General features: G+C 53.8%; 16 protein-coding genes. 8 read left to right on the top strand and 8 right to left on the bottom strand.

Annotated elements, in window-relative coordinates; translation table 11 throughout:
• Positions 1 to 125: 125 nt before the first annotated feature.
• Together L904_RS20055 and L904_RS20050 are read right to left on the bottom strand one after the other, a co-directional pair.
• Positions 126 to 1,091: a hypothetical protein gene (locus L904_RS20055; protein ID WP_031234569.1), complete on the bottom strand. Its 966-nt coding sequence runs from the start codon at positions 1,089 to 1,091 to the stop codon at positions 126 to 128.
• A 1-nt stretch (position 1,092) separates the two neighbouring features.
• Complete coding sequence (locus L904_RS20050) at positions 1,093 to 2,043, bottom strand: DUF5655 domain-containing protein (protein ID WP_020813511.1); 951 nt, start codon at positions 2,041 to 2,043, stop codon at positions 1,093 to 1,095.
• Positions 2,044 to 2,171: 128 nt separating this feature from the next.
• On the opposite strand from L904_RS20050, the gene L904_RS20045 reads away from it, so the two are divergent.
• From L904_RS20045 to L904_RS20025, 5 genes are read left to right on the top strand one after another with little or no spacing between them, the layout of a single operon-like run.
• Positions 2,172 to 3,662 carry a type I restriction-modification system subunit M gene (locus L904_RS20045; protein WP_031234570.1) on the top strand — a complete coding sequence of 497 codons (1,491 nt, stop codon included), beginning with the start codon at positions 2,172 to 2,174 and terminating at the stop codon, positions 3,660 to 3,662.
• Positions 3,652 to 4,866, top strand: a complete 1,215-nt coding sequence (locus L904_RS20040) for a restriction endonuclease subunit S (protein WP_080657683.1) — start codon at positions 3,652 to 3,654, stop codon at positions 4,864 to 4,866. The genes L904_RS20045 and L904_RS20040 overlap by 11 nt, the downstream gene beginning before the upstream one ends.
• 7 nt (positions 4,867 to 4,873) lie before the next feature.
• The gene (locus tag L904_RS28440) at positions 4,874 to 8,125 is read left to right on the top strand and encodes a type I restriction endonuclease subunit R (protein WP_020813514.1); all 3,252 of its coding nucleotides are present in this window, start codon (positions 4,874 to 4,876) and stop codon (positions 8,123 to 8,125) included.
• Position 8,126: 1 nt separating this feature from the next.
• Entirely contained in the window at positions 8,127 to 8,870 is a 744-nt protein-coding gene (locus tag L904_RS20030; protein ID WP_020813515.1) for a M48 family metallopeptidase, read from the top strand.
• A gap of 37 nt (positions 8,871 to 8,907) precedes the next feature.
• Complete coding sequence (locus tag L904_RS20025) at positions 8,908 to 9,675, top strand: DUF429 domain-containing protein (RefSeq protein WP_020813516.1); 768 nt, start codon at positions 8,908 to 8,910, stop codon at positions 9,673 to 9,675.
• 255 nt (positions 9,676 to 9,930) lie between these two features.
• Here the strand turns inward: L904_RS20025 and L904_RS20020 are convergent, their stop codons facing one another.
• On the bottom strand, positions 9,931 to 10,740 hold the full coding sequence (locus L904_RS20020) for a hypothetical protein (protein WP_020813517.1): 810 nt from the start codon (positions 10,738 to 10,740) through the stop codon (positions 9,931 to 9,933).
• A gap of 307 nt (positions 10,741 to 11,047) precedes the next feature.
• Positions 11,048 to 11,452 carry a hypothetical protein gene (locus L904_RS20015; protein ID WP_155246312.1) on the bottom strand — a complete coding sequence of 135 codons (405 nt, stop codon included), beginning with the start codon at positions 11,450 to 11,452 and terminating at the stop codon, positions 11,048 to 11,050.
• 223 nt (positions 11,453 to 11,675) lie between these two features.
• Between L904_RS20015 and L904_RS20010 the strand changes: the two genes are divergently transcribed.
• Positions 11,676 to 12,257 carry a recombinase family protein gene (locus L904_RS20010; protein ID WP_031234572.1) on the top strand — a complete coding sequence of 194 codons (582 nt, stop codon included), beginning with the start codon at positions 11,676 to 11,678 and terminating at the stop codon, positions 12,255 to 12,257.
• A 323-nt stretch (positions 12,258 to 12,580) separates the two neighbouring features.
• On the opposite strand, the gene L904_RS20005 is transcribed toward L904_RS20010, so the two are convergent.
• Both L904_RS20005 and L904_RS20000 read right to left on the bottom strand, forming a co-directional pair.
• Positions 12,581 to 13,813, bottom strand: coding sequence for a hypothetical protein (locus tag L904_RS20005; RefSeq protein ID WP_155246313.1), 1,233 nt, complete (start codon positions 13,811 to 13,813; stop codon positions 12,581 to 12,583).
• Positions 13,814 to 14,411: 598 nt separating this feature from the next.
• A complete protein-coding gene (locus L904_RS20000; RefSeq protein WP_020813521.1) occupies positions 14,412 to 15,404 on the bottom strand; it encodes a site-specific integrase in 993 nt (330 codons plus the stop codon).
• 181 nt (positions 15,405 to 15,585) lie between these two features.
• Between L904_RS20000 and L904_RS19995 the strand changes: the two genes are divergently transcribed.
• Together L904_RS19995 and L904_RS19990 are read left to right on the top strand one after the other, a co-directional pair.
• Complete coding sequence (locus L904_RS19995) at positions 15,586 to 16,857, top strand: PAN domain-containing protein (RefSeq protein ID WP_035262390.1); 1,272 nt, start codon at positions 15,586 to 15,588, stop codon at positions 16,855 to 16,857.
• 277 nt (positions 16,858 to 17,134) lie between these two features.
• On the top strand, positions 17,135 to 17,962 hold the full coding sequence (locus tag L904_RS19990) for an HNH endonuclease (RefSeq protein WP_162144100.1): 828 nt from the start codon (positions 17,135 to 17,137) through the stop codon (positions 17,960 to 17,962).
• 39 nt (positions 17,963 to 18,001) lie between these two features.
• Here L904_RS19990 and L904_RS19985 read toward each other — a convergent pair whose 3' ends face one another.
• Positions 18,002 to 19,147 (bottom strand): hypothetical protein, encoded by a 1,146-nt coding sequence (locus tag L904_RS19985; RefSeq protein WP_020813524.1) that lies wholly within the window; start codon positions 19,145 to 19,147, stop codon positions 18,002 to 18,004.
• 3 nt (positions 19,148 to 19,150) lie between these two features.
• Positions 19,151 to 19,675 (bottom strand): ImmA/IrrE family metallo-endopeptidase, encoded by a 525-nt coding sequence (locus tag L904_RS19980; RefSeq protein ID WP_020813525.1) that lies wholly within the window; start codon positions 19,673 to 19,675, stop codon positions 19,151 to 19,153.
• Positions 19,676 to 19,876: the final 201 nt, after the last annotated feature.

Genomic DNA, 19,876 nt, shown 5'->3' with positions numbered 1-19,876 from the left:
CGACCACTCTGCCACCTCTCCGCATGCGCTGTGGTAAGCGGGCAGTTCATAGCCACAGCCATTTTATCGCCCAAGATAGAAATGGTTCCGACATAACTGTGGCGGAGGTGCGCCTCCGTCGACCACTATTCGCTCATCACCTTGTCGTAGACATACCCGCAGTATCCACACAACCCTTCGTGGTCATTGTGGATTCTCTCACTGAGAGAAATTGAATTACCGCATCGGTAGCAGTCCTCGTCCCCATATTCGTAACCACAGACGGCGCAGGTGCCCTCGAAATCCACGTATGTATCATTTCCGCATTCCATGCAGTGGTATTGCGGACCGTCTTCTCCTGAGTCCTTGATCCTTAGATAGACTTCGCCTTTCAGTGCTTCGGTCAACGAGACTTCGATGGTTTTCTCGATATTTGGCTCTGTTTCACACGCCCGACAGAAAAGTTCGATACTCGCTTGCTTGCTGTTTGCTGGATCTGATTGACGAACTAACTTCGAATCGCAATTTGGACAAACCAATCCATCTTCTGCAATGGTTCCTGATATCCAGTTGACTGCGGAAAACGTTTCTCTACACGCCTTTAGCTCTTTCTCATAAAGCGCCTTCGCTTCAAGCATAATTGGCCAGGCATCACCAAGGTGTGTCCCCGGCAGCTCGTCAATATGCTCGAATAGCTGCACAACTACTGGAAAAGCATTCGCTATTGCCTCTCGCACAGCTTCTCCAGGCTTCTGAGTGAAAAGGTGCTCCACGTCGTTTCTAATACGATTGAGTTCCTCTAAGGATTTCTGATCGATTGGCAGTCCAAAATCTTTGAGCCGTTTTCCTATCGTCACGAAATCAATGGTGTTGTGCCCCTCAGGCACAAGCTCAACGCCACCTTTTCCATCGGGAACCGGCTTGTATTTGGCAGCAATGAGGTCTTCCATATCCGCATCGGGCGCCGCCCGCACGAGCGCCTCTTTGGCTAGTAAGAGCACTCCAGCGTAGAAATTTCTGACCGCCGAGATCGCTCGACGAGGGTCATTGGCCTGGTAATCCTCAACGCCTAGCTGTATCGACACTACGGCGTTTTCGAACAGTTTACTCATGTCATCCATCCTCATACGCCAGTCGCAATAATGGGTTTGCTTTTTCGAAGTCCGCCATTGTCCTCAACGTCACCTGAAGATCGCCGGTCCCAAAGTGACCGACATTACGCACGTCACGTGTAAAGCCTTCGTCGAGATCGACCTTGTCGGGGTCCAGCTTCAGAAATAGTGTCACAGTGCGCGATTGAGGATAAATCTCAACGCAAACGAAATTCTTGAGCCGTTTAAACGCTGTGTAGAGTTTGAGTTCCTTGACTTGGACATCGTCCCCGAGCCCGACAAGGAATTGGTAGACAGCATCGTAGATGTCTCGCAGATCTGGCGATGACTGCGATAGGCGGTAACTCATCCGTTGACTGAGATAGGGATCGTTGGTCTGTCCTACCTCCGTTGATTGATCAGCAGCTTTCGGTTCAGCCGATGCCTTGGTCACACTCACTCGCGCGGACTTGGGTGCGTGGACAAGCTCAATCATCAGCAGGTCGTCACCAAACTTACGGTAACGGATAAGTTCGATGTTTCGTGCAATCTGCTTGACTGCGTGCTCGTCATATCGCGTAAAATCGCCGGCAATACAAAGCAGACGCGGCGAGGTCCAATCTACGGCTCTGGCTACCTCCGGCCCCAGGCGCTCCATTACCAGCCATTGAAACTCCTTGCGATGATCAAGCAACCAATCGAGGTAGAAGAGCCCTTGATTGATGACATTCTCATTGACCGAACGCTTATACTCGATGATGACGGGCGAATTGTCTTCATCCACACCCAGCGTATCGATCCTGCCGCCGTGGACTGCACCAGTTGAATGTTCGCTGGCGAGAAATCGAATTCCAAGGAGAGCTTCCAGGTTTGCCTCGAATGAGTTCTGGAGCGATTTCTCGACCTGGACGGCAGCACCGGCAAGCTCCGTCACTTGGCCACCATTAAAATGAAACAGCTTGATATCGCTCAAAATTTACTCCGATAAGGATCAGAAATTGCACACAAAGTTCTATTCGCCTTAACGCCGTTGTCCAGATAAATTGCCACGCGGCTCCGATTTGATATTGTGAGCGCTGAGCATGACGGGGAATATGTAACGTGACGACTTTGAGCCTTTCGCAGCTGGAAAACCATCTCTGGCGGGCGGCGGATATCTTGCGGGGATCGATCGATTCCGGCGATTACAAGCACTACATTTTCGGTCTTCTGTTCTTCAAGCGCCTCTCGGATGTCTGGGAGGAGGAGTATGAGGAACGGCTGGCGCGCTACCATGATGCCGATCTGGCGGCTGATCCAGATGAGCACCGCTTCGATATTCCCAGGAGCCATTTCTGGAAACATGTCCGCAAGCACACGACCGACATCGGCACCCATCTGAACGCGGCCTTCCGCGCCATTGAAGACGCGAACATGAAGCTGCGCGGCGTCTTCCAGGATGTCGACTTTAACAACAAGGAGCGCTTTCCGGATGCCATGCTGGAAAAGCTGCTCCAGCATTTCGAGACCTACCGGCTGCGCAACGGCGATGTCGAGCCGGATGTGCTGGGTCAGGCCTATGAATATCTGATCGCCCAGTTTGCAGATGATGCCGGGAAGAAGGGCGGCGAATTCTACACGCCGAAGATGGTCGTGCGGCTGATTGTCGAGTGCCTGAAGCCGGAAGAAGGCATGTCCATCTATGACCCCACGTGCGGCTCGGGCGGCATGCTGCTGGAAGCCGTGCATCATCTGGAAAGGCAGGGCAAGAACCCCGAAAGCCTGTCGCTGTTCGGGCAGGAGCGGAACCTCAATACCTGGGCCATATGCCAGATGAACCTGTTCCTGCATGACATCGACGACGCGCAGGTGGCGCGCGGCGATACGCTGCTGGAGCCGAAGCACCTGACGGGCGATAGCGTGAAGGCCATTCGCACCTTCGACCGGGTGCTGGCCAACCCGCCCTTTTCGCTGAAAAGCTGGGGTCATGACGTCTGGTCGAAGGGCGATGCCTATGGCCGCGACCGTTATGGCTGCCCGCCGAAATCCTATGGCGACCTCGCCTTCGTGCAGCATATGGTGGCGAGCCTCAAGGAAGATGGCGTCTGCGGCGTGGTGCTGCCGCATGGCGTGCTGTTTCGCGGTGGCGCGGAGGGCAAGATCCGCGAGGGGCTGATCCAGGATGATCTGATCGAGGCCGTCATCGGCTTGGCGCCGAATCTGTTTTATGGCGCGGGCATTCCGGCCTGCATCCTGATCCTGCGCAAACAGAAACCGGCGGCGCGCAAGGGCCAGATCCTGATCGTCAACGGCGCCGAACGTTTCGTTGAAGGCAAAGCACAGAACCATCTGTCGGAGGCAAATGTCGCCGCGCTGGCAAAGGCCTATGGCGACTTCGCCGATGCTGAGCGGTTGGCGCGGGTAGTGCCTGTGAGTGAGATCGAAGCGAACGACTTCAACCTCAATATCAGCCGCTATGTGCATCTGGGCGAGAAGACTGAAGAGGTCGATGTCGCGGCGGAAGTGGAAAAGCTGGTGGAGCTCCAGGCCGAGCGCGATGCGGCTGAAACGCGGATGATGGGCTTTCTGCGGGAGCTGGGCTATGTCGCGTGAGGTTCCGGAGGGATGGAGAGCAGCTAGGCTGAGTGATGTGGCGGACTTATCGCTAGGTCAATCACCCAACTCATCCGAAACGAACGAGCATGGGATTGGTCTGCCTTTTTTTCAAGGAAACGCTGAATTCGGGGAGCGTTATCCTAGCCCGCGGAGATGGGCTGTAACTGGCCCTCGATTGGCTGAGGAGGGAGATATTTTAATAAGCGTCCGGGCGCCCGTAGGCGAACTGAACATTGCGCCTAGTCGGTGTGTCATCGGTCGAGGGCTTGGAGCAATTAGAGCAAGGAAAATTGATACTTCGTTCCTCTGGCACGCCCTCCACTTTTCCGCGCCACAGTTGCATTCGGTATCTCAGGGAAGCACATTCGACGCTATCAATCGGGGCGATCTGTCGAAGCTGACACTGCCTCTCCCGCCATTCTACGAACAGCACCGCATCGCCGAAATCCTCTCTAGCGTCGATGAGGCCATTGCGACAACGCGGGCGGTGATCGAGCAGACGAGAAAGGTCAAGCAGGGCGTGCTGGAACGCCTCCTCAACAAAGGCATTGGCCACACACGCTTCCGGCAGACGGAGATCGGGGAGATTCCGGAGGGGTGGTGTGTGAGACGCCTTGAGGAAATCGCCGATATCGATAGAGGCAAGTTTTCAGTTCGTCCTCGAAATGATCCTCGTTACTTTGGTGGCGATATTCCGTTTGTTCAAACTGGCGATGTAGTTTCCTCGGATGGTCTGCTTACTAAGCACTCGCAGACACTTAATCAGCTAGGCAGAGCCGTTAGCAAGGAATTCCCGAGCGGAACAATTCTCATCACGATTGCTGCCAATATCGGAGATACCGCAATTACAACCTATCCCGTCTGTTGCCCTGACAGTGTGGTGGGGATCGTTCCGCATCACGGCATAGAAGCAGACTGGTTGAGGGAGTATTTGGTATTGCAAAAAGTCTCTCTGGACCGCCAAGCGACCCAGAACGCTCAAAAGAATATAAATCTCCAACATTTAAGGCCCATGCCGGTGGTAGTCCCCCCGTTAGAAGAGCAGCAGAATATTAGTCGAGGCATTCGAGCGATGAACGCGAGTATGGCTGATACCGGCGTCGAGCTAGCGAGAATGATATCACTCAAATCTTCTCTGATGTCCGACCTCCTCACCGGCCGCAAGCGCGTCATCGACGCCCTACCCATGGCAGCGGAGTAAGCGACCCATGAGCCACGGCCCCGAATGGTATTTTGCCGAGCGCCCGACCATCGAGCATCTCAAGACTATGGGCTATGGCTTCGTCGCCCCAGCGGAGCAGGCCAGTTCGCGCGAAGGCGAGAACCAGGTTCTGTTTCGCCCGCAGCTGATCGAGGCGCTGATGCGCATCAACGGGATAGACCGCGCCTCTGCCGAAGCCGCCTATGGCGAGCTTGCCGCGATCAGCGACAACGAGACCTGGCTAAAGGTGCTGCGCGGGGACTATGCCCGCAAGGTGACCGGCCAGGAAACGCGCCAGACGCTGCGGGTGATCGATTTTCTCGACCCCGCCAACAACCAGTTCACCGTCACGCATCAGCTCAGGGTGAAGGCGGAGAACACGCGCAAGCCTGATGTCGTTGTATATGTGAACGGTATTCCGCTGGTCGTGATCGAAGCAAAAAGCCCGCTGAACGTAAAGGACAAGACCGGCGAAGCCTTCGAGCAGATCAGGCAATATGAGCAGGACATTCCGCGCCTGTTCTTCTCCAATGTCTTCAATATCGTCACTGACGGTGCACTGGTGCTTTATGGCGCGACCGGGTCCGGCTCCAAATACTTTGCCGAGTGGCGTGACCCGTGGCCGAAGGTGGAGGGTGATTTTCCCGACACGCTTGCCAAAGGCCTCTGGTGCCTGCTGGAGCCTGGCCGGCTGCTGGACCTGATCGCGCATTACGTCGTGTTCGAAAAGACCGAGACCGGCACGATCAAGAAGATCTGCCGCTACCAGCAGTTCCGCGCCGTCAATCGCATCGTTGATCGCGTGATCGGTGGCAAACACCGGCAGGGGTTGATCTGGCACACCCAAGGCAGCGGCAAATCGCTGACCATGGTGTTTGCGGCGCTGAAGCTTAAGACGCACCGGACAATTCAATCCGAAGCGCTGACTAACCCGAACATTCTGATTCTGACCGACCGGGTGGACTTGCATTCCCAGATTAGCGGCACCTTTGTCGCCTGCGGGTTGCCGAATCCGACGGCAATCGAGAGCATCAAGGATCTTCACGCGCTAATTCGTAGTGGCAAGGACGGGCACACGGCGCTTTCCACCATCTTCAAATTCCAGGGTTCGAAAGAACCGGTCGCCAATTCCGAGAACTGGATCGTTATGGTGGACGAGGCGCACCGCACCCAGGAGAAGGATCTCGGCGCCTATCTGCGCGCGACGCTGCCCAACGCCAGCTTCTTTGGCTTTACCGGCACGCCGGTGAAGAAGGACGACAAGAACACCTATGAGAATTTCGGCGTTGTCGGTGAGGGCTACCTGGACAAATATGGCATCGATGACGCCGTAGCCGATGGCGCGACCGTGCCGATCTATTATACCGGCCGCAAGACTGAATGGCATATCGACGAGGCAAAGATCGACATCCTGTTCGACACCTGGTTTGCCGAGCTGAACGACGACAAGCTCAACGAGATCAAGAAGCGCGGCGTGCAGATCGAGGATCTGGTCAAGCATCCACGCCGCATCGAGCTGATCGCGTATGATATCTGGACGCATTTCAAAGCCTATGCCCAGCCCGATGGGTTCAAAGCCCAGATTGTCGCCATCGATCGCGAGGCGGTCATCCTCTACAAGCAGGCCCTGACAAAGGTGATTGCTGAGGATGCCAAGGCTCGAGGGATTGCTGCGTTCAGAGAGTTGCTAAATAAAACTGATTCAAACTTGATGCACCCCGAAGACCTTGCAGCGCCCGGTCTGAAAGCTGTTTCCCGACTTAAGCAAGAAGCGATCGGACTGATCGCCTTACTGACATCGATAGCAGTAGCTGACACACAAGCTCATAGTATCGATGACGATGATTTCCGATCACGCTTTTACAGATTTTGGCAGCCTGAATATGCGCTTTTCGTTGAAGAAGCTATTTCTTCTTATGCGTGGTCACGTGCAAACGACATGTTAGCTTGCGTCTATTCTATCAACCAGGAAGACAGCAAGCCGAGCGAAGATGCTCACAAGCAGGCGATCCGCACCGAGCTGAAGGCGCATTATTTGGATGCCGAGGCCGAGAAGCTGGCGAAGAAGGCCTTTGGCCGCAAGGGCGATGCCCCGCAGTTCCTGATCGTCTGCGACAAGCTTTTGACCGGCTTCGACTGCCCTATAGAAAGCGTCATGTATCTCGACAAGCCGCTGAAGGAGCACGGGTTGCTGCAGGCGATCGCCCGCACCAACCGCGTCTCCGACGCCAGGAAGCGAAACGGGCTGATCGTAGATTATATCGGGGTTTCCGGCCATCTGGAGGAGGCGCTCTCCTCCTACCGCGCCGATGACGTGAAGAACGCCATGCGCGACCTGGATGATCTGCGCAACCAACTGCGAGCAGCTCAATCTGCCGTCGCCGCATCTATGAAGCCGCTGAAACGCAAGGCGAGCGACAGGGACGCGCTGAAGGCAGAATATGATGCCTTAGTGAGGCTGCTCGGCACCGAGGACAAATGGTTCGACTTCAAGGCGAAAGCCCGCAGCTTCATCGCGCTCTATGAAACGCTGAGCCCGGACCCAAGCGTCCTGGAGTTCACCGCCGATCTAAAGTGGGTCGCCAACTTCCTGCTCTATGGCACACAGCACTTCGAAAAGCGTCAGGCCTTCGATCAGATGAACTACAGCGAGAAGATCCGTGAGATGTTGGAGAAGCATCTGGAGGCGACGGGCCTGAGCGTCACGGTCAAGCTGCGCCACATTACGGACCCGGAGTTCTGGGAGGATTTCGATCCCGAGGCCAAGACCGAGGAAGACCTGATGACGGCGGCGATCCGCAAGACGACGGAGCTGCGCAAGACCGTTACCGAGCGCATCGACGACAGCCCGCATCAATATGGCAAGTTCTCCGAGCGCCTTCGCCAGCTTCTGGAAAAGCTCGAAAGTGCGCAGCTCTCTTGGGGCGAAAAGCTGAAGGCTGCGGAAGAGCTGGCGAAGGACATCACCGCCGAAGATGCCGCGCATGTCGAGGCAGGTCTTTCTCCCGGCACCTATGGCATCCTGCAGATCCTCAAAGGCTTTACCTCGGGGCCGGAGGGCGAGGATCTGGCGATCCAGCTGGAGGGTCTCTACACCGACCCCGTGACCGCTCCATCAGGCTGGTGGCAGAAGGACGGACTGCGGAAGAGCCTGCGCCAGCAGGTGCGTTCGATGGCACATCTGGCTGGCCTCACTCAGCTCAGGGAGATCCCAGAAGAGGTCGAGGCCTACGCCCTCAAGCACTTCGCGGGGCAGTGACATGGCCGTCTATCGCATCGGCAGCCAAGAGATCGAATACACCCTGCGGCGATCGCCCAAGGCCCGCAAGGCGAGTCTCAGCGTTACGCCAAAGTCCTTCGAGCTGCTGGTGCCGGAAGGAGCGACCGACGAACAGATCTGCGCAGTGCTGGATCGCAGGCGCGCCTGGATCATCGAGACCGTGCAGCACATGGCCGAGCGCGCCAAGGCGCAGACACGCGTCTACCAGTTCGTCACCGGTGCCAAGATTCCCTACCGTGGGCGGATGGCCAAGCTCACCATCGAACCCTTCGAGGGCTCGCTGGTCGAGGTCAGCTTCCGCAACGGCTTCCATATCCGTATGCCCTCTGGTCTGCCCCCTGAATCCTCCGACGCCGTCATCGAGTGCGCGCTGAGGCTGTGGCTGAAACGCCGGGTGCGCGATGACGCCCGCGACTTCGTCCGCAGGCATGGTAAGCGCCACGGGCTTAAGCCTCGCGGCGTGCAGATCAAGGACCAGAAGCACATGTGGGGCAGCTGCGGCCAGGACCGCCAGATCAATCTCAACTGGCACCTGATCTTCGCCCCGAAGCCCGTGCTGGAATACGCTGTGGTCCATGAGATGTGCCATCTGAAGCACCGCAACCACGAACCGGCGTTTTGGGATTTCGTCGGACGGGTTCTGCCGGACTGGCAGGAGCGTAAGGCATGGCTCGACAAGAACGAGCACATGCTGGGCTGGGAGAAGGTGGAGACGGTGAGATAATCAGACTGATTTTTGGGGATCTTGCGAAGTGTGTCATATGATCAATCTCAACGAGACAGCGCTCCTCGGCATCGACGTGGGCTTTTCGAAATCAAGGCCGACCACTGGCATCGCCTGGAGCAAGAACGGCGAGTTTGGAGCAGCCAGGACGCATTCGGATTGGGACCGTCGTAGCCAGCACATTCCAGCGTCTACGAAGTTCTCTGTGATAGCCATCGACGGGCCGCTCGTCCCTGTCGGTTCCGATGATAGCTTGGACCGGTCGTGCGAACGCCTATTCATTCGCGGCGCATTCCAGACGCGATGTAAGCCGGGCCTAAGCAATCATGGTTATGGTAAGGATCTGCGACTTGCTGCTGCTGAGACGGCAAGTCAAGTGCTCCACCTGGCTGAACATAACACAGGCGTATCGAACGCGATCCGCCAGGACACGTTCATTATCGAAGCATTTCCAAACGCCTTTCTGGGTGTGCTGTTGCCAGATGCACGTTTTGCCCTGCCGAAAGCAGGTAAACGTAAGAAGTTTGATTGGCTGTATGAGCATGCAGTCGAGAGCTGTGTCCTCGCGGACCTCTTCCCAAGGATTGGATGGAAGAATGCTGAGCTGATGACCGCAGTTCTTGACGAGCGCGACCACGAAAAGCGGGCTGCATGGATCTGCTTACTCACTGCGGGATGCGCCGCAACTGGCGAAGCTGAGGTCGTGGGCGACGATAAAGGCGGCTGGTTTTGGCTGCCACCCCAGGATCAATGGGCAGGATGGGCGCAGGAAGCGCTTGAGAAGAACAGGTTGGCTCTGGCGTAGCGCTGTTTGACTCAGGGGAGCTTGCTGGCTGGCTTGGTGCAGGCGACCGTTGTATTGCAGCTTTTGAAACTCCGACCTTTTTCAGTGCACTGACAGGTTTGAATAATTGAATCCGTGGCTCGCCATTTGAGACCATTAATGATCTTCAACGGCTTAAGCGACTGTGACGACGCAGGGAGGCGTAGGCTCGAGAGTGCGAAGTATCCGAAGCTCGCCGTTCGCGAGCTTCTCTGTCTTACAATGGCGGACGCAATGTTAGGCGGCGACCGGTGCTTCGTTCTCTGCCGGCAATTCGATGATTTCAATCTCGTAATCTTCACCTCCAAAGTTGAAGTCGATCACTACCTCAGATTCATTTCTGCCCGCAAAGTAGGCTAGCACGTTTGACTTGTGCACATCCATTTTAGCAACCACAGGATTCTCTTGGCTACGCTTACGGCGGGCGAACCACTCCGCCATCTCGCGGTCTAGCGTCCACGAATAAGCCATCGTGTCGCTCGCGTCGAAACACCCGCGGTAGACTGTGATAGTTTCTGGCAACGCTTTGTAAAAGCGCCGCTCTTTGGCGCTCATGACCCTGCAGAATTCCGGCCTAAAGCCACCTTGTTTACCATACGCGTGGGACCAAATTTCAGCCCATTCAACACGAGACGGCATATTCGATTCCGAGTCTCGCCAAACATCACCAATCAGTGGCCACAGGCGCGAAGCACCAACACTGCGTATTATCGTAAGCAGCGCGTCAACCCGATATGGGCGATGAAAGGTGAACACATAACTTCTCCAGTCTTGGCGAAGCTTATATTTCTCAAGGCTCCGCTGTTTCAGATCAACGATCTGGTTGATGCGGCCTAAACCGGCCGGCGAGGCTGAGCCTGCTGGATAGTCAGCTGGAATCGCCGCGGTCATCAACATAATTGGGTCGCGGTAAAGTGGATGATCGAAGACCGGACCATAATTTCCTTCCCAATCAACGTATTTACGAAGATCGGGATCAAGAAGGTCTAGGCTGAAATCAGAAAGCTCAAGCGCGGGGATCGCGGTCGTTTGTTGGTGCGGCTGCATTTTTAGTCCCTTTTTTCGGTTTCAGGACTTATTTATTGATATCAAAAAAAACAGGATTTCCAGTGGATTTTTAAGGATTTTAATAAATTATTGATTTTATTAATCGTGTCTGAGTTAGCGGCGAAGTTGTGTGGCCTTCGGTATAGTAATTTGCCGCTTGCGGAACTGATAAACTTTATCATGGGTCGATGTTCAGACATACGCGTCCGCACCTCAGTTGTCTGGCCATGGCAGACGTTCGTAACCGACGCCGTGGGGTTGTTTAGAATTTCAAAACGCGAAGACCTAGTAATCTAGAGAACCTTTGCTACCTGAGCTCACTCACCTGCTCTGAAAGATATTGCAAAGCTCTTTCTGCATCGGAGTTGAGAGCATTATGATAACGTAGCAAAAGCGCGTCCGAGCATTCTGTGTAGCTCGTCCTAGGTGCCTCCCGCTCAAATGCCCGCTCGATTTCTCTGTCGGCTGCAATCAAATCGATGCTTGGAACACGACCGAGGATGCCAAGCAGACGAGTCTTGTAGGAGATGTGCTCTCCGGCGGGTTTTCCACATTCGACGGAACCGCGTTTCAGCACGACGTAAGGAACCATCGCATTCGAGTAAGCGGTGTCTAGCGGGCCTGCAACCGCCGGACTGCTGAGCACACATATTGACGTGGTCAGCGCCGTTGCGGTTAGAACAAACATTCTTGCCATTTTTTTGCTGAGCACCTGACCCTCCATAGGTTTCGCGATGTAGGCACCGCACGAAAAGGAAGGGTTCCGTCATAACGAACCACGTTCTGGCGAACGACGCTAACGCACTGATATCCCTCGGAGCCGTTTTCTCGGTCAACAGAAAATCCACAGCGCACAAAAAGGTTCCTTTTAATCAAGGGCTTACCGGGTATTCTGCTCGGAATAATTGCACCGATAGTAACAGATGGCGGAGAGAATGAGCGTTCTTGGATATGCCCGTGTCAGCACCATAGAACAAAGCCTTGACCTTCAAATGTCGGCGCTGAGAGCGGCGGGATGCATCGATGTCCTTACCGACGAAGGATATTCCGGCGCTGATTTCTCCCGACCTGGACTAACACGTTTGCTGCGAAAGCTTCGTAAGGGCGATACCGTCGTCGTCTGGCGTCTTGACCGTTTGGGTCGATCTCTCTTCGAATTGCTCAAACTCATTCGTGACCTCAATGAGCGCGGAGTGGAGTTCCGGTCGTTGAGCGAGAGCTTGGACACCGGCACGCCAGCCGGTCGGCTCTTGCTGCACGTTCTCGCATCGATGGCCGAGTTCGAGCGGTCGCTGATTAGCGAACGGACGCGCGCAGGCATGGCTGCCGCTCGTGCTCGTGGGAGCCGCATCGGTCGTCGCCCTGCAATGACAGACGATCAGCGCCGGGAGGCTCGACAGGCTTTAGCGAATGGTTCAGCGACCGCCGAAGCCATCGCGAAACAACATGGAATTCACCCACGGACATTGCTCAGGACTCTCAGGGTGGACGCCCAGCGTCTGGATGCCTCTCATTGAGTCAGGGAAGCTCACTGGCTGGCTCCGGCAATCAGGATGCGTAATTGCTTGTCTGAATACAAACGCGCTCAGGTGACTCGCTGGTGAAAAGCGTGGCGAGGAGATCACCTGCTCCATTGAAATCGGGACACGAGATCAGAAGGCCTGCTTTCCGATTTTTGCAAGTTTTTCTGACTAAAAAAGATTGCTCGCTTATTTATGCGGTCTGAAGAAAAGCATTGTGACGCTTGGGCGGGCGGGGAGTGCTTGGTTCCGTCGGCCTAATAACTTCTATATGGGTTACTGCATATGTCGATACAGGAAACCTACTCACTCTTCACCCACTAGGGAGCAGACGAAAATCCGTCGCCAACACGCTTACCAAGGTTTCTTAAAGCGACCCTGACCCGTTGATTCAAATCCTCAAAGGCCACGAATGTGCTGGTCGCTCCCTGCGCATTTCTGTTCAGGACGCTCATCCGGAGACCACTTGCATGAATGTGGTGCATTACTCTGCGTCGCAAATTCCGCCTAGCGTCGTCTCTCGTCGCATCCATAGCCTTCAGGCCAATTACTCCAGTCTTCGAGAATTTCGCCGCTCGCTCCGGATTACTCGCAGCAGCTAGCGCTTGCCTCTTTGAAGCCCTTACCGGTTCAGCAGCAAACGTGGGAAGAGCGAACTGGAAATACTTTCCTTGAAGCTTTGTGAAGCTGAACGTCCTGAGATCATTCAACGAGCCAATGCCAATATTCTCTGTTTCCGGATGAGCCAACGTGACTTCGACCCTAGCTCTTTTTGACTTCTCATCGAGTAGGACAAATGTTCCGGCGGATATGTTTTGCGTATCAATTACCTTGTCCATAACGCGCCACCGGACAGAGGCCTCCTTCTCGCCCACTTCCAAGGTTCCGTCTACATTGGGTGCGCGATCTCTGTCCGTTTCCAGCAAAAATTGCTCATTCTCAGCGGGCGTCAAATGCCTAGAGTCGTAAAGCAAGCGTTGGGTGAAATCAGGGCCTCTGCCCCAAACCGTCCTCGGCCTATCCCGGACATTTGTCGTTACATCTGGGCGCACTTGAAGATGGTTCATCAACACCCGGACCATACGAGCGCGTAGGAGATCATCGGGTGTCTTGGGAATAAAATCCACGCTAATCTCAATGCCGCGGACTGAAGGTTCGAGCGCCAAGCCAAATTTGGCTCGGACGGCAGCAATTGATTTTAGAACAGTGGCAATCTCCGGCTCTTGAAATCTGATATCGAAACAGTTCGAGGAGGCTGTGTTGTCGCCGTCAACATTCTCCACATAGCTCCGCCGGCCACCAATTGGTTCGATTTCTCGTTGCAACCATTGAAATTGAGTGTTGCGGTCGAGCGTCACCCGGAGCGTGATCCAATCGATGACAGCACGAGCCTTGAACCGTTCGAAATCTAATACTGGTCGAATAGAATATCTACCGGAAAGGCGGGCTTGCGTATTCGACAAATCCTCTCGGCGGTAATCGAGATAGCCGACTAGGGATTTGGATTTTGCAGCAATCAACGGGACGAGCATTCCCGGCAACCTTGGCTTCATTTTCAACAACAGCTTTCAAATCAGTGCGTCTGCACCCACCATATCCTCATTTGAACGAGGATTGCCAAGGGCTCGCACAAGCGCAAAATAGCTACTTCCACCGACTTCTGTCTGTTCGCCTCCCTAGAGCAACCCAGAGCGAACGGGAGACCAGCGCAGAAGAAGCTCGCAGATTTGTTTCATATAGTCAGAATACTGGTGGTTTAATCAAAGCGAACATCACCTCAAGCAGAATGATTTTAGCGTTCTCAGAAGACTTGGTTAGATTAGGAGACAAAATCGCGTGAATTCAGGGAAAAAACTGAAAAATCGCCGGTTTAGCGTCAACTTAACGCAAAGATAGGGGAAACGAGTCTCTTATTGTTCGTAAGAAGCCCGTTGCCAGTCCCGCTTGCTATTCCGGTGGATTTACAGCTGTTCCAGCGCGTCCAACGCCACTTATTTGTCGGAATGTAAATATCGGTCTGCTCGCAGGAGAGGTGGTTTGGCTTCTGAAACTCGGTGGCAACCCAAGGCATCCCTTTCGACTATAGCGAATTTTTCTAGGACTTCGCTGTCCTCCGGCGCAGAGCAACAGCGCAAACAGTTCGTGGATCGCCTACCCAAGGCGCGCCACGAGATCGTCAGCAGCGAGGTGCGTGTATCTTTTCAACATGCGTAGCTCCTTATGTCCGCTGATGCTGCTGACCTCAATGACATTCAAACCGCGTTCGAACAGGCGACTGACACCTTCATGCCGTAGATCATGAAAGCGAAGTCCCTTAATTCCGGCACGTATCAGCAATCGTCTCCAAGCCTGTTCCAGCGTCCCGGCACGCATCGGGAAAATCATAGACTGATCCACGGGCGGGTGTTCCTTCCAAGCTAGCAGCGTATCGAATGCCCGCTGTGACAAGGGAACCTCACGACCGGAACCATTTTTGGTAAGAGCGAGCGAAAGCACACGACGATTGTGAGAGAAATCACTCCACTTCAGTCCGAGAAGCTCGCCACGGCGCATCCCGGTTTCAACGGCAACGACCAACATTGTGCGGAGAAAAGGTATTTTTCCGGCGTCGCAAGCATCGAGCAGCCGTTGCTCCTCGTCGGATGCGAGGCGACGGCTCCGTTCATTGCGGATGACCGGACGGCGAACCAACTTCACGACGTTCTTTGCGAGTGGCAGACCCCAATCACGGATGGCGACCTCAAGGACGTGGCTAAGGATCGCAAGCTCACGGACAGCAGTAGATGATGCTACACTCTGAAGCCGCTCGTCACGGAACGACGCAATGTCCTGTTGGCTCAGGCCGATCATCGTCCGGTGAGCAAGATCGTGGCGGCGCAACACATCGATACGCTGTATCTCTTGGACCGAGCCGCGCTTGAGGGGAGAGACTTCGCGCTGATATCGTTCGAGAAGCTGCCCAAGCGTCGTGCTTTCAAGGATTTTCGTGTCTGGGGCCGCGCCGAACCTATCGACCTGTGCCTCGAGGTCGCGCGCCCACTTCTCAGCTTCGAGCTTCGTGTCGAAGCTCTTGCAGCGCGGCTTCATACCGCGCCGTCGCACCTGTGCTTGCCAGCGCCCTCTGAGTTTTCTGATTGTCGCCATCGTGATCTCCAACATTTGTTGTCGATCATGCGTAGGATGCCCCGTCGAGGGGGCCAAGGATTATCCCGGCGCAGCAATCACACGCTTTAACTGCAATCAAAATCATAGGCGATTTATGATTGAGCGCCTTGCACGCGCGGCGTCAGTATAGTTTGATATGCATGGGTAAAGGGTATTGCGTATGCGTGGATTACTTCGCTTTGTTAGCGCTAGCGTTATTTTGGTGGCAACTTTTTCCGGAGCATTTGCCGGAGAGAGAACATTCGGCCCTTTTGCTGTAAGTGACGCAAATCCGGACGTGATCGCATTGAATGGCGATATCGACGTCAATTCAGGCCTAAATTTTCGCCGCGCGCTCCAAGCAGCGCCAAATGCGAAGCTCGTCACCCTCAATAGCCCCGGTGGTAATGTCCAGATGGGTTTGCTCATTGCGGACGATATCCATCAACGTAAGCTGGCGACCTACATTCCAAAAGAAAGCAAGTGCTTATCAGCCTGTTCGTTCGTCTTTCTCGCCGGTAATGAGCGGAAGGTCGATGGAGCCTTGGGTGTTCATCAGATTTCGTCCGACTCGCCGGACCTCGTAGGCGCACAACTCGCGATCTCGGACATTATCGAAGTCCTCAATCGCTTTGGGACGCCCGTGGACGTCATGCACGTCATGTTTAAGACGCCGCCTGATGATATGCATATATTCAGCCAAGACGAGGTGGATAAATACAAGCTCAATCGAACGGCGCAGGAACAATCAACGACGCCGACGATTGTCGACGTTCCCGTTGCAGTCGCTGGCCAAGATAGTGACCAGAAACCAAGTAATGCGAACCTTCTGGGAGATGGTCCCACGTCGCCCTCTGCGCCAGACTCAAAACAGCAGGCAAAACTGTCGACCCTCGACGAATTTACCCGGCGACCCAATCGCATTGCTATCTACACCGGGCTGGACCTCTTCGGTGACGACATCTCATCGCAGCGTGTCGCCGACGCTAGCGAATGTGCTCAACGCTGCCTGATTATGGATGGCCAGTGCAAAGCTTTCACATACAATGCCAATCCTAAAATCAAGAGAGGGCCGAACTGCTTCCTGAAATCGAGCGCGGGACGAGCCGATGGAAATAGCGTTGCTTTTTCGGGCCGCTTTCTGAGTGGAGCCGAAGCAGATCCATCTGCCATCACGCTTGGAACGATCGATCCGCAATCAGCGCTGTTTGATGACGTCGATTTACCCGGTGGCGATTTATCCCGGCGTCCAGAACGTTCGGCGAAGACTCCTCTGGAATGTCGTCTGGCTTGCATCGATGAGAAGCAGTGCGTGGCCTTCACGTATATTAAGCCAAAGAAGGAATGTTGGCTGAAAGGCGCGGTCGGAACGCCCACGCCGGGCAAAGGAATGGTATCCGGATTGAAAAAGCTGGAACGGTTTGCACCCGCCAAGATAATCAGCTTGGACTGAGGGATTTCCATGAATTCACCATCCCCAAGCCTTGAGGCGCACCTTGAAATGCTCCTCTACCGACAAATACTTCCTGCAGTTTGAAAGAGCGTGGAGGCAAGGTGAGCGACTACGCAACGTTAGTGAATAGAGGCACAGCATGAATATATGGTGGGTAAACACAGGCGCGCGGTTCAGAGCGCAGATAAATGCTGGCGTCCTATGGTGCCCTAACCGAACAGTGCTCAAGAACCATAAGCTGGGAGCGCCTCAATGGCATTGGTCCACAATACGAGACGTGAGACCCGGCGAGTTTATTCTTGTCGGAAGAGACGGATATATCGAGGGCATAGCGATCGCGAAGAGCGCTCCCATATCCGACAGCGTTCGTCCAGAGAGCTTTCCTAAAGCTGATACCTGGCATTCAATTGGTTGGTCTTTGCCAATAGAATTCATTCGCTTTTTTCAACGCGTTTCGCGAGCCGAGATGATTCAAGGACTGTTTCGTTATAAGGCGCACAGAAGCCCATTTTTCGTGAACAAGGCGGGGATTCTTAAAGGCAAACAGGTCTATTTCGCGCCACTTCCTGGCGCAGATGCGCCCGAATTTTTCGAGAGAATTCGCATGGCCTTGGAAACTCAGCGTCCTGGTGAGCTCGATCGTGCTGTCGAAGCAGCAGCGGCAGGCGGTAAGTTAGCTGCAAGCGGAGAAAAGTCGACAACGAAGAAAGCAATCATCGAGGCACGCGTTGGACAGGGTCAATTTCGTCAATCCCTCATCGATATGTGGCAAGGTAAATGCTGTGCGACCGGTTTGCTGGAGCAAAAATTATTGCGAGCGTCGCATATTGTTGCCTGGGCAGCGGCGACAGACAAAGAACGCCTTAACCCATATAATGGTCTTCTATTGTCTGCTGCATTTGACGCCGCATTTGACGCTCACTTGATTACTCTATCTAGTGATGGCACCTGGATAAATGTTTCGGGTATGGCTGCAGCTGATCTCGAGCGAGCGGGTCTTGCAAAACTTGAAGATAAAAAAGTTGTCGGGTTGCAGGATGAGCATCATGAATTTCTTCAGCACCACAGGCATAATGCTTACCAAAAATGGGGTAAGACGCCATGATAACAAAGTGAAGTGCGGAGTCGTGAATGAGTGACTTCGCTATTTCTCAGGCTTTTTCGCTGCCAGCATCGTCTTTAGTAGACTTTCAATTTGATTATCTTCAATCTCGACACCGTCACCGGCAGATTTAAGCGCATTCCTCTCCTCCAAACGTTTCTGACTTTCGTTCGTCCAGTATTCTCTGAGCAATTTTAGCTTTATGACGTGATTTTCAGGTATATTTCCGAAGTATTTATCAGAATTTCCATCGATGTAAGGGATCATAATATTGGATGAATGCGATTTAAAGAATTCTTCACAAAATGACTTAATGTCATCCGTGTTACGGGACTGAAATTCTAGAAGCTTATCTTCCAGTTTCTCAAGCCCGGAATCGACGGCCATATCAATCCAGAACACGGGGTATGAACGGCCACCTAAAACTCCCTTCAACTGCACCCGTCCTTGGTAGTGTATAGTTAGGTCCATCTCATCGGCGCCCGATGGTCGAGCACGGATCGCGTGGACTATCATCAGGGCTAGATCGACGGAGATTACGAACTTCCGGGCATCACTCAGTCCGCACAGGCGAAATCCAGAATCCACAGAAGGCCCAATGAAGTCTTTTGTTAAGTTTGGGTCATCAGGATTCTGATGGTATTTATGGAGGAGTTCGATATTTACATACACAGGATCATCATCGTCCTGTATCTCTCCATCAACAACACGCTTACTAAAAACTACCTCAGTATTAGTTATAGGAAAACCTGCAAGCCAGGCAGTAGATTTTAAATCGAGAGAGGGATATTGTTTTCGTAGCTTTATTCTATACTCGTCAATTGCCCTTTTCCAACACAGAATACACGCTAAAGCCTCTCTATGATCAGTCAATATCTTAACGTATAAGAGTTCATCGCCGGCACTTTTCCACAACTCTGGAGCGGGCCCGGTTGGCCAAGCAAGCCTTTTTGCTGCTCCATCTACATAGGACTGCCACTCACGAGCGAACAATCGCTCTATCTCTTTGTAAAATTGCGCAATGGGCGAGAACCAAGGCTCCGCAACGGACTCAATAGCAGCTTTCGTATCTTCCTTGAAAGCGCGCTGGTTCGCTTGCTTGAAAGCCGTTGATCCAACGAGATCAACGCTAAGAAACAACCTGAGAACAGAGATTAATGGCCCGTCATACGTGGAGGAGGCAGACATTTGTTAATTCAGGCCCAACGTTTCCGCTCGAACCCTTGCGGCCTCCGTTGACACGCCAAAACGGTTTGCTAGTTGGCCGAGAACCCCCTCAAGCTCGCCCCAGGCTACTCGAAATGCATCGGCAGGCATTAGAAATCCCGCAGCAAACCAATTTGCTTCCCACTCAACCCTACCCGTTCCATAGCGCCGAGCCTCGATTGCACCAATGTTCTGTCCCTGCTGTCTCGGCCATAGGAAATGGAGAACATAGTGCCCCAGTTCGTGAGCAATGGTAAACCTATCGCGCTCCATCCCTGTATGGGAAGCAAGCGCGATGACGAATGAACCGTCTTCTTCAATCTTGATCGAGCCGGATGTGGCGTCAGCGGCGTCCCACAAGCTGTTTACCACCACACGGCCGTTCAACTGCTTTATGACTGGATACAAGTCGCCGCCGGGCTCGTAGCCAATTTGGCGAGCGATGTCCGCAGCCAAAGCGTCAACAGACCCTTTACTGAGACCGCATTCAACTGGCTGGCTGTAGGCCATTCACGTGCTCCAGATTTTCGATTTTACTGATTCTATCCTGATTTGCAGAATCTGCCAATTGACGTAGTGCCGAAAGTGTGGCGGGCAAATTATCCCAGCGATTCTTACGGCCAAGACCAAAAATCCAGCAATGCGTCAGATCTCAGAAAAACCTTAAACCCTAAGGCAGATTATGGCGGAGAGGGTGGGATTCGAACCCAC

It is taken from the genome of Agrobacterium sp. LY4, assembly GCF_001526585.1.
GTDB classification, from domain to species: Bacteria; Pseudomonadota; Alphaproteobacteria; order Rhizobiales; family Rhizobiaceae; genus Agrobacterium; species Agrobacterium leguminum.
This window is presented reverse-complemented; position numbering and strand designations above follow the sequence as displayed.